The 12,447-nt window shown below is 47.0% G+C and carries 16 protein-coding genes; all 16 read left to right on the top strand.

Annotated elements, in window-relative coordinates; translation table 11 throughout:
- Positions 1 to 5 precede the first annotated feature (5 nt).
- The 16 genes from fliG (at position 6) to fliQ (ending at position 12,444) form a co-directional block, all read left to right on the top strand.
- A complete protein-coding gene (fliG, locus tag C3B52_RS10035) occupies positions 6 to 1,019 on the top strand; it encodes a flagellar motor switch protein FliG (RefSeq protein WP_103105944.1) in 1,014 nt (337 codons plus the stop codon).
- On the top strand, positions 1,003 to 1,821 hold the full coding sequence (fliH, locus tag C3B52_RS10040; RefSeq protein ID WP_103105945.1) for a flagellar assembly protein FliH: 819 nt from the start codon (positions 1,003 to 1,005) through the stop codon (positions 1,819 to 1,821). Before fliG ends, fliH begins: the two co-directional genes overlap by 17 nt.
- The gene (gene fliI / locus C3B52_RS10045; protein WP_103105946.1) at positions 1,818 to 3,137 is read left to right on the top strand and encodes a flagellar protein export ATPase FliI; all 1,320 of its coding nucleotides are present in this window, start codon (positions 1,818 to 1,820) and stop codon (positions 3,135 to 3,137) included. The genes fliH and fliI overlap by 4 nt, the downstream gene beginning before the upstream one ends.
- Before the next feature lies 1 nt (position 3,138).
- A complete protein-coding gene (fliJ, locus tag C3B52_RS10050; protein WP_103105947.1) occupies positions 3,139 to 3,585 on the top strand; it encodes a flagellar export protein FliJ in 447 nt (148 codons plus the stop codon).
- Positions 3,586 to 3,597: 12 nt separating this feature from the next.
- Positions 3,598 to 4,515 (top strand): MotE family protein, encoded by a 918-nt coding sequence (locus C3B52_RS10055; protein ID WP_103105948.1) that lies wholly within the window; start codon positions 3,598 to 3,600, stop codon positions 4,513 to 4,515.
- 66 nt (positions 4,516 to 4,581) lie between these two features.
- Positions 4,582 to 5,802 (top strand): flagellar hook-length control protein FliK, encoded by a 1,221-nt coding sequence (locus tag C3B52_RS10060; RefSeq protein ID WP_103105949.1) that lies wholly within the window; start codon positions 4,582 to 4,584, stop codon positions 5,800 to 5,802.
- A gap of 24 nt (positions 5,803 to 5,826) precedes the next feature.
- Positions 5,827 to 6,222 carry a TIGR02530 family flagellar biosynthesis protein gene (locus tag C3B52_RS10065; protein WP_103105950.1) on the top strand — a complete coding sequence of 132 codons (396 nt, stop codon included), beginning with the start codon at positions 5,827 to 5,829 and terminating at the stop codon, positions 6,220 to 6,222.
- A gap of 100 nt (positions 6,223 to 6,322) precedes the next feature.
- Positions 6,323 to 7,138, top strand: a complete 816-nt coding sequence (flgG, locus tag C3B52_RS10070) for a flagellar basal body rod protein FlgG (protein ID WP_103105951.1) — start codon at positions 6,323 to 6,325, stop codon at positions 7,136 to 7,138.
- Between the two features lie 69 nt (positions 7,139 to 7,207).
- Positions 7,208 to 7,429, top strand: coding sequence for a flagellar FlbD family protein (locus C3B52_RS10075; protein WP_049738778.1), 222 nt, complete (start codon positions 7,208 to 7,210; stop codon positions 7,427 to 7,429).
- Between the two features lie 14 nt (positions 7,430 to 7,443).
- A complete protein-coding gene (locus C3B52_RS10080) occupies positions 7,444 to 7,899 on the top strand; it encodes a flagellar basal body-associated FliL family protein (protein WP_103105952.1) in 456 nt (151 codons plus the stop codon).
- A gap of 40 nt (positions 7,900 to 7,939) precedes the next feature.
- Positions 7,940 to 8,935 carry a flagellar motor switch protein FliM gene (gene fliM / locus C3B52_RS10085; RefSeq protein ID WP_103105953.1) on the top strand — a complete coding sequence of 332 codons (996 nt, stop codon included), beginning with the start codon at positions 7,940 to 7,942 and terminating at the stop codon, positions 8,933 to 8,935.
- Positions 8,928 to 10,310, top strand: coding sequence for a flagellar motor switch phosphatase FliY (gene fliY / locus C3B52_RS10090; protein WP_103105954.1), 1,383 nt, complete (start codon positions 8,928 to 8,930; stop codon positions 10,308 to 10,310). The genes fliM and fliY overlap by 8 nt, the downstream gene beginning before the upstream one ends.
- A gap of 36 nt (positions 10,311 to 10,346) precedes the next feature.
- Positions 10,347 to 10,709: a response regulator gene (locus C3B52_RS10095; protein ID WP_103105955.1), complete on the top strand. Its 363-nt coding sequence runs from the start codon at positions 10,347 to 10,349 to the stop codon at positions 10,707 to 10,709.
- A gap of 2 nt (positions 10,710 to 10,711) precedes the next feature.
- Complete coding sequence (locus C3B52_RS10100; protein ID WP_235615658.1) at positions 10,712 to 11,383, top strand: flagellar biosynthetic protein FliO; 672 nt, start codon at positions 10,712 to 10,714, stop codon at positions 11,381 to 11,383.
- Positions 11,380 to 12,141 carry a flagellar type III secretion system pore protein FliP gene (fliP, locus tag C3B52_RS10105; protein WP_103105957.1) on the top strand — a complete coding sequence of 254 codons (762 nt, stop codon included), beginning with the start codon at positions 11,380 to 11,382 and terminating at the stop codon, positions 12,139 to 12,141. The genes C3B52_RS10100 and fliP overlap by 4 nt, the downstream gene beginning before the upstream one ends.
- 33 nt (positions 12,142 to 12,174) lie before the next feature.
- Positions 12,175 to 12,444, top strand: a complete 270-nt coding sequence (gene fliQ / locus C3B52_RS10110) for a flagellar biosynthesis protein FliQ (protein WP_103105958.1) — start codon at positions 12,175 to 12,177, stop codon at positions 12,442 to 12,444.
- The last annotated feature ends 3 nt before the right edge of the window (positions 12,445 to 12,447 follow it).

Below are 12,447 nucleotides of genomic sequence, written 5' to 3' on the forward strand. Positions count from 1 at the left end.
AAGGTATGGCTCGCGGCGCTAAAGAGTTGACAGGACGTCAAAAAGCTGCAATTCTTCTTATCTCACTCGGGCCGGAAATCTCTGCCCAGGTGTTCAAACACTTGCGTGAAGATGAAATCGAGCAACTAACATTGGAAATTGCCAATGTTCGTAAAGTCGATACGGATGAAAAAGATAAAATTCTTGCAGAGTTTCATCAGATCGCGGTAGCAAAAGAAGTCATCGCGCAAGGTGGTATTACTTACGCAAAAGATATTTTGCAAAAGGCATTGGGTGAAACCAAAGCCATGGATATTATTAACCGACTGACAGCCAACCTGCAGGTGAGGCCATTTGACTTTGCTAGGAAAGCTGATCCCGGTCAAATTCTGAACTTTATCCAAAACGAACATCCACAAACGATTGCGCTTGTATTGTCCTATCTGGAAGCGCAGCAAGCAGCTATGATCTTGTCAGCTCTTCCTCAGGAGAGTCAGGCAGAGGTAGCCAAGCGCATCGCCATGATGGACAGTACGTCTCCAGAGGTTATTGCGCAGGTTGAGCAAGTTCTTGAACAAAAGCTCTCTGCTACAGTTACACAGGATTACACGCAAGCTGGTGGCATCGAAGCGATCGTGGCTGTACTCAACGGTGTGGATCGCGGTACCGAGCGTACGATCTTGGATTCTCTTGAGATTCAAGACCCCGAGCTGGCAGAAGAAATCAAGAAACGCATGTTTGTTTTCGAAGATATCGCTACTTTGGACAACCGCTCCATCCAACGCGTTATCCGCGATGTGGAGAATGCAGATCTGCAGCTCTCGCTCAAAGTATCCAGCGAGGAAGTGCGGGAAGTTATTTTCCGGAACATGTCCAAACGGATGGCAGATACATTCAAAGAAGAAATGGAGTTTATGGGACCCGTCCGTTTGCGCGATGTAGAAGAAGCACAATCACGTATCGTTGCCATTATCCGTCGCTTAGAGGAGGCTGGTGAGATCATCATCGCTCGCGGTGGAGGAGATGATATCATTGTCTAGGATCATCAAGATGGCCAATTATCGGCCTGTAGAGGACACTGTGCTCCTCTCGGTGACGCCTGTACCATTAAAGACGGAAGAAAGTTCCGAAAGGTTGCAAGAAAATATACAAATTATTAATCAAGCGGAAATAGAAGCAAAAACAATCATAGAAGACGCGGAAGAAACCGCTCAAAAGATCTTGCAGCAGGCGACAGAGCAGGCTGAGTTGTTAAGGGAACAAGTACAAGAAGAAATCAATCAGTGGTGGGAACAAAAGCGTGTGGAAGCAGCTTCTCTTTTTCAACAAATACAGGAAGAAGCTGCACGTGAAGGCTACGAGGCTGGATATGAAGATGGCAAGCGACATGCTTATGAAGAAAAAGTAGAGGCCATTACCAAGGCTAGAGCGCTATTGGAAGAAGCCTACAAAGAAAAGCAGCAAATCATTGCCGAGGCAGAGCCGTTTTTAGTTGATCTAAGTATAGAGGTAGCTAGAAAGGTAATTGGTGGAGAGCTGAAGCAATCACCAGAGCAGGTCCTCCAAATGTCCAAAAAAGTGCTGAGCCGTTCCCGTGTTCACGGTCAAATTACGGTGTGTGTCAATCATAATTACTTTGATTACATCCAAGAGCATCGCTTCCAGCTACTTGAATTGCTCGATGGACAAGCTGAGCTGTCGATTTATCCGGATCACACCGTTCAAGATGGCGGGTGTGTCATTCGTACCCAGTTGGGTAGTGTAGATGCACGTGTGGATACGCAACTAAGCGAAATTAAGCAGGCGCTGCTGGAAATTGCGCGAGGAAGTGAGACGACATGAGCATCCTCGATCTTTCAAAGTACAAACAGGTGCTGCATGGCTTGGACCCGATGCGTGTAAACGGAAAAGTAACACAGGTAGTAGGACTTACCATTGAATCACAAGGCCCGGAGGTAAAGCTCGGCGAGATTTGCCATCTGTATCCTACGAATAGCAAAGAGCCGATCATTGCTGAAGTGGTTGGATTTCGTGAAAACAAAGTGCTCTTGATGCCACTTGGCGAGCTGACATCCATCGGACCAGGATGTGATGTCGTGGCAACTGGTCAATCACTTGAGGTGAAAGTGGGACCGGAGATTCTCGGCTCGATCTTAGATGGATTGGGACGTCCGTATCAAGGCACTCTCCCATTTGGATTATCTTCTTATCCAACAAACAATCTTCCGCCGAATCCTATTCTTCGCCCTCGCATTAAAGAGGCGCTGAGTGTCGGAGTTCGGGCTATCGATGGACTTTTAACGATTGGAAAAGGACAACGTGTCGGTATTTTTGCGGGGTCTGGTGTAGGAAAGAGTACGCTGATGGGAATGATTGCCCGCAATACGACAGCTGATATCAATGTCATCGGGCTGATCGGTGAGCGTGGGCGTGAGGTTATGGAGTTTATTGAGCGTGATCTGGGGGAAGAAGGACTAAAGAGGTCGGTTGTCGTTGTAGCTACATCGGACCAACCTGCGATGATTCGTATTAAGGGTGCGTTGATTGCCACTTCCATTGCAGAGTACTTCCGGGACCGAGGATTGAATGTCATGCTCATGATGGATTCCGTCACTCGTTTTGCGATGGCACAGCGTGAAGTTGGCCTGGCTATTGGTGAGCCACCTGCCACAAGAGGCTATACGCCTTCTGTATTCGCGCTTCTTCCAAAGCTGATGGAAAGAGCAGGGACCGCAGACCGCGGCAGCATTACAGCCTTTTACACCGTGTTGGTAGACTCTGATGACATGAATGATCCCATCGCAGACGCGGTACGGGGGATATTGGACGGACATATTGTACTCGACCGAAAAATCGCCCAAAAAGGACATTTTCCAGCAATTGATGTGATGGCGAGTGTCAGTAGGGTAATGAGCGAGATCGTAAGTGATGCACATGGAGAAGCAGCGAGACAGCTTAAAAGACATTTGGCCACTTTCCGTGAAGCAGAAGATCTCATTAATATTGGGGCGTATAAGCAAGGTACTAACCGAGAAATTGACGCGGCAATTCGTTATCGGGATGTTATACGTGAATTTACGGCACAAGGGACGCACGAGCCCTCTACGTTGCAAAGTGCTATAAAAGCGTTGACGACCCATTTCGGAGGAGTGAACTAGTGTGAAGGTGTTTCAGTTTCATCTTCAAAAGGTTTTGGATCTGAAGGAAAAAGAAAAAGAGCAGGCAGAGTGGGCATTCGGCAAATCCATTCAACGAAAAAATGAAGAAGAGTGGAAGCTGTACCAATTGAATGAGCAGCATGACCAAATGACCAATCTATTGCAGGAGGTCCAAGAGCAGACATGCAGCGCTGCAGAGCTCATTTCAATTACTCAGTATCAACAATCTGTCGCCAGATCTATCAAAAACCAGCGAAGAACACTGCACGGATGTGAGCAAGACGTTGAGCGCTGCCAAACTCACCTGACGGAACGAATGAAAGAGTCTCAATTATGGAATCGACTGCGTGAACGATCTCTCCATCAATTTCTAGACGCAGAAAAACTGAGAGAGCAAAAAGAGTTGGACGAGATTGGCACTCAGCTCTATCTTCGTCGAAGCAACTGAGGGAGGTACACGATGGAAGAAATCCAAGAAGAACGGGAGTACGGCAGGTGGGAATGGTTTTTTTACATGATTGTCATTCCCGCGCTATTCGCTTGTATCCTTGGTGGCGTGCTTCTGAGCTTACTGGGGATCAATGTGCTCGGCAATGTTCTAACCTGGGCTAACTCCATACCGTACGTGGAAAAATTGGTCCCGGACGATTATGTGACGGCTCCCGAAAAGGATGAAAAACCTGAGCTTGAGAAACAGGTAAAGGGCCTGCAGAACGATCAAGCGAAGAATCAACAGGCTTTGGCAACACTGCAAACTGAATCCGCCAAAAAGGACTCTACGATTCAGGCGCTTGAGAAGCAGATAGAAGATCTCGGTAAGATGATGGAAGAAAAGCGGACAACAGAGGCTGAGCGTCAGCAGCAATATGCGGACTTGGCAAAGGTTTATACAACGATGTCAGCCAAAAACGCCGCTGCGATCATTGAGAATCTCAAATTGACAGAATCAGTGACAGTTATGAGCAAGATGAAGCCTGCTCAAAGAGCTGACATCCTAGCCAAAATGGATCCGAAAACCGCTGCTGACATTTCCATCTTACTAAAAGATTCTGTTGTAGCTAAAGATGATGACATCGCTGCCCTGCAAGATCGCGTAAAAGTATTGACGGAAGCTTTAAGCGAACAGCGAAATGGGCAGGATCAGCTTCCGGCAGGCGATATCAGCAATTCTTTAGCAAAGTCTTTTGCTGCGATGTCCCCTGATGATTCAGCTGCACTCATCCGTTCACTTATGGAGACAAACAAGGCGAAGGCATTAAAGCTCATGACTGAAATGCCCGAGGATAAACGGGCTCAAACTCTCGCTGCGATTGCCAAAGCAGACAAGAAGAATAGCGACAACCTGGCGGCACGCATCACTGAAGAGTTGCTTCGATAAAAGACAGTAAATACTGCTCTTCTATCGTTTTACATAGCAACAATAAAAAACAAGGAGGTGAACGAAATGATTGCAAACAACGTAGTTGGAGCTTCTACCAGTGCAACAATGGCTCAGGGCGTGCCTGCATCCAAGGAAGGTACGGGATTGGGTGAGCTTTTTTCTCTGCAAATGCTGTCGGCCTTTCAAAACATGTCAGCAACAGATGAACTTGGTGTAGCACCTGAAGGCTTTAGCGAAGAAGAACTAAAAGCACTGGAAGAAATGATGGCGCTGCTATCTCAGCTGCTTTCATCTGGTCAACGTGTCCCAGAAGAGCTCATGCCCCAAATTGAGGAAAAGACAGCAGCTATTGAGCAATTTTTGGGTAAGACACAAGGGAATGTCGATAAGCTCAGTGAAGAGTGGAAACAACTGCTTGCGAAGCTTCCTCAAGAGGAGCCTGCCTCAGCAAAACTGGAAAAACTGGCAGCTCTGCTTGAAGCACTGAAAAATCAAAAAGCGAATGGGGAAACTGGGAAGCCAAGTACAAGTGCAAGTGCAGTACATCTTCGTTCCGAGGTCATGGCTGGGACAAACACAACACAGCAGGATGCTTTTAAAGCCATTCAGCCAATGCGTGTGAATGCCGGACTCGCCGCTTATAAACAAGAGGCAGGAATTCAGGCTCAAACAGTCCAGCCAACTTTGCAAGCAGGCTTACTCAATCAGGATAAGCCTGGTGACGAAGGCTTAACGTTTACAAATGCACCTGTAGTGACAACAACGAGTCAATCGCAACCGAGCCAGACGTTCCAACAGCCAGGCGTACAAACACATCAGGTTCATGCAAATCAATTGCCTGAACAGGTGACACAGCTTTTTGTGAACAAGATGAACATCAAGCATGTAAATGGCGTCCATGAAGCGAAGCTGGTACTCAACCCGCAATCGCTTGGTCAAGTCGACGTTACGATCAAGTCTCACAACGGCGTGATTACCGCCCAGTTCCATGCTGAAACTCAAGCCGCCAAAGACATGCTGGACAACCAGTTGCCGCAGCTTCGAGCTGCACTGACTCAACAAGGCTTGCAAGTCGATCGCTTAGAAGTGAACCAGCAGCAGGAAACGGCTTTCAGCTTCCAGCAGCAACGAGAGCAGGCAAGACAGCAAGGAAAAGAGCAAGAACAACAGAAGCAATCGGAACAAGAATTTGCTCTTGATGCATTGGTAGACAATACCGAATCTACGGAAGACTTATGGAATCGTCTCCGAGAAACGACTAGCGGCATTAACGATATCGTTTAGGAATGGAATAAAGGAGGAAGCACCATGAACCATTTTCGTGTGGCGCAGCCCTATTTTCCTCCGAAAACGAATCACGTTACTAGAGCTACAGCACAGACTGCTCCAGCTAGCGGTAAACCGTTTCAACAATTTTTGACTGAATCGCTTGGCCAAACTGCGAAAACATCGCCTCTGAGCTTTAGCCAACATGCAGTCAATCGTCTGCAACAGAGGGGGATTTCGCTAGAGGCCCCACAGCTGGAACGGTTAGAATCCGCCGTACAAAAAGCAGCGGCAAAGGGAGCACAAGAGTCTCTCATCCTGATGGATAATGTGGCTTACGTCGTGAGCATCGTGAATCGGAAAATTATTACCGCCGTAGACGATGGTAGCTTGAAAGACAATGTATTTACGAATATTGATAGCGCCATAATCGTATAGCGCCATAAATGAAGGGCTGGACCTCGTTGAGGAAGCCCAGGTGGTTACCGACCGACAGAGGTAACCCTTGCGTGTGACATAGAAGAGGAGGAAACAAAAAATGCTTCGTTCCATGTACTCGGGTATTTCAGGTATGCGTGGTTTCCAAACAAAGCTTGATGTGATTGGAAACAACATCGCAAACGTGAATACGGTTGGTTTCAAAAAAGGTCGCGTCATGTTTCAAGATATTTTGAGCCAAAACGTTCAGGGGGCTGGCGCTCCTACAGACGGTGGCAAGGGCGGTACAAACCCGCTGCAAATTGGTCTAGGCTCATCTATTGCTGCCGTTGACACAGTATTCTCGGCTGGTAGCCCGATGACTACAAACCTGCCAACAGATTTATCCATTGAAGGCGATGCTTTCTTCATGGTTTCACCTGACGATGGAGAAACCATTTACTACACGCGCGCAGGAAATTTCACACGTGATTCTGTAGGTAACCTTGTTAACTCACAAGGGTTGAAGCTGCTGAACTCCGACGGTGCAGTAATTACGATCGACCAAGCAACAGCCGTTTCCTACTCGATTGGCAAAGATGGTGTAATCACAACGGTAGATGAAGCTGGGGAACTTGCGTCAGACAATACAGTAGGTGTCATGACCTTTAACAATCCAGGCGGTTTGAAAAAAATCGGAAACTCCTTGTATGAAAACACTGTGAACGCTGGACCTAGAGATGAGGATGCAGCAACTCCAGTAGCACCGGGTGAAGCGAATGTCAGCATCATCGCTGGTCAACTCGAGATGTCTAACGTAGACCTTTCCGAAGAGTTTACTGAGATGATCGTGGCACAGCGTGGATTCCAAGCGAATTCCCGTATCATCACTACATCCGACTCTGTTCTGGAAGAACTGGTAAACCTGAAGCGATAAATAGGTAAAGGGTAAATGCGGGGGAAGCATAAAAGTCCTTCCCCCCATTCATCCAGAAAGGAGCAGCCGATGATCAAATTGACCCGATTTAACGGCGCCACGTTTTATCTGAATATCACTCATATTGAGACGGTAGAGGCTACTCCCGATTGCGTTATTACTTTGTTCAACGACAGAAAGTACATCGTCAAAGATTCGGCAGAATCGATCGCTGAGCGTGTACAGGCTTTTTACCAAAACGCTCATCCGGCAACCGTAACACCCAAAATGCCGGACGATTCAAATGAATAGCGGGAGGCAGTGCGATGTTTCAAAATCGTTTGTTTAACATGGCTCTAATCATCATTATTGCAATTTCGCTTTTAGGTGTGATTTCGTTTGTGCTCTGGCAGACTTATCTTGCTCCGGGGGCGCAGACAGCTTCTACAGAAGAAAAGCAGATGAAACCGTTGACTGCCAAGGAAATGAAAGAGTACTCCGTTGACACTGGTGAGATTACGACCAACCTGCTCACGAATAATTACATGATTGTTCGTTTTAACATTACCGCCGAGAATTCTTCTGCAAAAGAGGAGCTTGAGCAGCGTTTGCCGCAGGTCAATCAAGTGATTATTAAAACACTTGCTGGGTTGACACCAGAAGATATCAAAGGGACAGAAGGCGTCAACAAGCTGGAAGCGAAGATCATGAATGAAATCAGCTCCCTCATGCAAGAAGGTAAGATCGTTCAAGTGGTAACTACAAAGCGAGTCTTGTCGTAAGGAAGCGATGAGTGGATACATAGCAAGGAGGTGACGACATATGGCCGAGGTTCTCTCACAAAGTGAGATTGATGCGTTGTTGGCTGCCCTCTCTTCAGGTGAGATGGATGCCAACGAGCTGAAAAAGGAAGAGACTGAGCGTAAAGTCAAAGTGTACGATTTTAAGCGTGCTCTTCGGTTCTCCAAAGACCAGATCCGTGGATTGACACGCATTCATGAAAACTACGCACGGTTGTTGACGACGTATTTTTCCGCTCAGCTCCGTACCTTCGTGCAAATTACGGTTGCCTCCGTCGATCAATTACCGTATGACGAGTTTATTCGCTCCATTCCCAAGATGACGATCCTAAACATCTTTGAAGCCCCTCCATTAGAAGGTCGTATGGTCTTGGAAGTGAACCCAAACATCGCCTACACCATGCTCGATCGGCTTCTTGGTGGACAGGGTGCTCTCCCGGAAAAAATGGGCGCACTTACGGAAATTGAAACAACGGTGATGGAGCGTGTATTCGGCAAAGCGCTGGATACATTCCACGAGGCATGGAAGCAAATTATTGAGTTGGATCCATATCAAGAAGGCCTGGAGATGAATCCGCAATTTATGCAGATTGTTTCTCCGAACGAAATTGTGGTCGTAATCTCGTTCAGTACGAAGATTGGCGATACAACCGGGATGATTAACCTTTGCCTACCTCACGTCGTGATGGAGCCAATCATGACAAAACTGTCAGGACAGTATTGGTTCTCCAAGCAGAAAAAAACGCGTGATGAAGACGAGCGCCTGCGTGTAGAAGAACGAGTTAAGACGGCAAACCTGCCGATTATCGCTGAAATGGGAACAGCAACGATTTCGGTAGGAGATTTTTTGCAGCTGCAAAAAGGCGATGTGATTCAGCTTGATCAAGCAATCGATAACAAGCTGAAAATTAAAGTGGGTAACCACTTGAAATTCTTGGGTCAGCCAGGAACGCTTAAAGGGCGCGTTGCTGTTCAGATTGATGAAGTCATAGAGGAGGGGGAGGAACAAAATGAGTAGAGACATGCTTTCTCAAGACGAGATTGACGCGCTGCTTCGCGCAAACAACTTGGTTGAGGATGAAGAGGAAGCTGATTCGGTAGAAAATCAGGATGTCGCCGAATATCTATCCCCGTTTGAACAAGATGCCCTCGGAGAAATTGGGAACATTTCATTCGGTAGTGCAGCTACTGCGTTATCAACCCTGTTGAGCCAAAAGGTAGACATTACAACGCCTACTGTAACTGTTGTAAATGTAAACGAGTTGGAAAGCGAATTTCCAATTCCTCACGTGGCAGTTCATGTAGAGTACACAGACGGATTCAAGGGTATCAATCTGCTCGTAATCCGAATGGAAGACGCTGCCGTTATTGCTGATTTGATGATGGGTGGCGACGGACGACCGGAGAGTACCGAGATGTCCGAGCTACATATTAGTGCTGTTCAAGAAGCTATGAATCAAATGATGGGCTCGGCAGCTACGTCCATGTCCACGATCTTCAATCAATTTATCAACATTACTCCGCCAGGCATTGATGTGATGGACCTCGCACAAGGCAAGGGTGGAGACAGCTTTTCTGACGATGATAGCCCACTCGTAAAAGTATCCTTCCGATTGAAGGTAGGAGAACATGGAGAACTGATTGATTCAAACATTATGCAGCTGCTCCCTCTTTCTTTTGCGAAGAAAATGATTGATAGACTGGTTGGGGGTTCTGAGGACGAAGCAGCAGCCGCTGTGGAAGCCGTGGAAATGCCAGCTATACCTGCAATCACTCATTCGGCACCACCTGCTCAAACGGCGCAACCAGAGCCTGTACAGACGCCTCAAATGGCGCCGCCAGTGGCACCTCCTATTGAAGCACCTGCTGCACCGCAGCAAATGTATCAACAGCAGCCACAGGTCGGTTACGCACCGCCACCGATGGGGTATCCGCCACAACCGATGTATCCGGATTATTATGCACAGCATGCGATGCCGCCTGGTTATGCACCGTACCCGCCAGCATATCAACAACAGCCACCAATGGCACCACCGGCGCCCCAGCATTATGGCAGTCCAGTTGCGAACCAAGCAAATGTACAGCCGGCACAATTTGCTCCACTTGGCGGGGCTCCGATGTACACTGGAGACGAACAAAATCTTAACCTACTTCTCGACATTCCACTCCAAGTGACAGTCGAACTAGGACGCACCAAGAAGTTAATCAGAGATATCCTTGACTTGTCTGCTGGCTCTATCATACAGTTGGACAAGCTGGCTGGTGAGCACGTAGACATTTTGGTGAACAACAAGTTGATTGCCAAAGGGGAAGTTGTCGTTATCGATGAGAATTTCGGTGTACGTGTTACAGATATCATCAGTCAGATCGATCGTGTTCAAAAATTACAATAAACCAATCAACACTCATGCATTGGGGAGGAGCTATTCATGTCTAACAAAGTATTAATCGTAGATGATGCAGCATTCATGCGTATGATGATCAAGGAGATCCTGTCGAAAAACGGTTACAGTGTCGTAGGGGAAGCAAGCGATGGTGCCCAAGCTGTTGAAAAATACAAGGAATTGGGCCCTGATCTGGTAACGATGGATATCACGATGCCAGAAATGGACGGCATCTCTGCACTGAAAGAAATTAAAAAGATGGACCCTAACGCGCGAGTTATTATGTGCTCTGCGATGGGACAACAAGCAATGGTTATTGATGCGATTCAGGCAGGCGCAAAAGATTTCATCGTGAAGCCATTCCAGGCCGATCGCGTTTTGGAAGCGATCAAGAAGACCTTGAGCTAATGATGAAGATCCGGAATGCAGGAACAGGGATCATCTGGGTCTTGAGTCTACTCCTGTTGCTGCTTGTTTTCCCAGGTGCGACCCTCGCAGAAGGCACTGTGGCAGATTCGTACAATCAAGGGAATGTACCAAAAAGCAATGCGCCTGCCGGCGGCGAACAGCCGGCGGCCATTCCGGGCAGCGGAACAGGAAGTATGATTGGCTATTTCGTTCAGGTTATTTTCTCACTCGGTTTTATCGTTCTGCTCATCTATCTATTACTACGATTTCTTGGTAAGCGACAAACTGCTCAAAGTCATGGGCCAATTAAAATTATTAGCGCCGCTGCACTTGGGAATGGAAAGACTTTGCAGGTTGTGATGATCGGAGAGTCTTTGTACGTCATTGGTGTCGGTGACAACGTTCAACTGCTTAGGCAGATTGAACCAGGAGATGAAGTCGATCTGATCCTGTCCGATGCAGAGATAAAGCCGTTGAAAAACCCGTTCACCTTCAGCTGGTTGCCTTTTGGAAAGAAAAAGCAGGCTGATGAAGAGCTGTTATTCTCTTCTGATGTGGATGGACAAACCTTTCAAGAGCTGCTAAAGGGACAATGGAAAGATGTGAATAAAGGGCAAGTTCAAATGGACGCTTGGACCAAAGAGGAAGCTCAGGACAGAGGGGACCGAAAATGAAATATGTTTTGCAGGTGCTCGTGCTTGCTATCGTGCTGTTAGCCGTACCAAACATGGTGCTGGCAGCTCCTGTGGGAACACCACTCGTTCCGAGCATTGATTTGAAAATAGGCGGCGGGAATGGAACACCTCAGGAAACATCCTCGGCGATTCAAATTCTGCTGATCTTAACAGTACTGTCTGTTGCTCCAGCCATTTTGCTCTTGATGACCAGCTTTACAAGAATCGTCATTGTGTTGTCATTTGTTCGAAATGCATTGGCAACGCAGCAGATGCCTCCTAACCAGGTCATTATCGCACTTGCTTTATTCATGACGTTTTTTATTATGGCTCCCACGATTGGTAAAGTGAATGAAACGGCAGTGCAGCCTTTTATGAAGGGGCAAATGACACAAGAACAAGCATTTAATGCGGCGGTCATCCCGTTTAAGGAGTTTATGGCGAAACAGACTCGGGAAAAAGATTTGGCGCTGTTTCTTGAGTTTACGAAAGCAGAAAGACCGAAGACGATTCAAGATATTCCGCTGAATGCATTAATACCGGCATATGCGATTAGTGAATTAAAAACAGCCTTTCAAATCGGCTTTATGATTTTTATCCCATTTCTTGTGATTGATATGATCGTCTCTAGTATTTTAATGGGGATGGGGATGATGATGTTGCCACCTGTGATGATTTCCTTGCCATTTAAAATTTTGTTGTTCATCATGGTGGACGGTTGGTATCTCGTAGTGAAATCACTACTAACCAGTTTTTAGCGATTATCCGAAGGGGCCTAGGAGGTATAGAGCATGACACAAGAATTACTGATGCAGATTGCCCAAAATGCTGTTTACACGATCTTGATCGTTGCGGCACCTGCTCTCGGGATCGCCTTACTGGTTGGATTGCTTGTAAGTGTATTCCAAGCAACGACTCAAATTCAGGAGCAGACACTTGCCTTTATCCCAAAGATTGTAGCTGTTTTTATTACGATCCTGGCAGTGGGGCCTTGGATGCTGCGAGTCATGCTTGATTTTACGATGGATATATTCGGGAATCTCCATCGTTTCGTTGGGTAGCGT

It is taken from the genome of Brevibacillus reuszeri (genome assembly GCF_002897295.1).
Taxonomy (GTDB): Bacteria; Bacillota; Bacilli; order Brevibacillales; family Brevibacillaceae; genus Brevibacillus; species Brevibacillus reuszeri_A.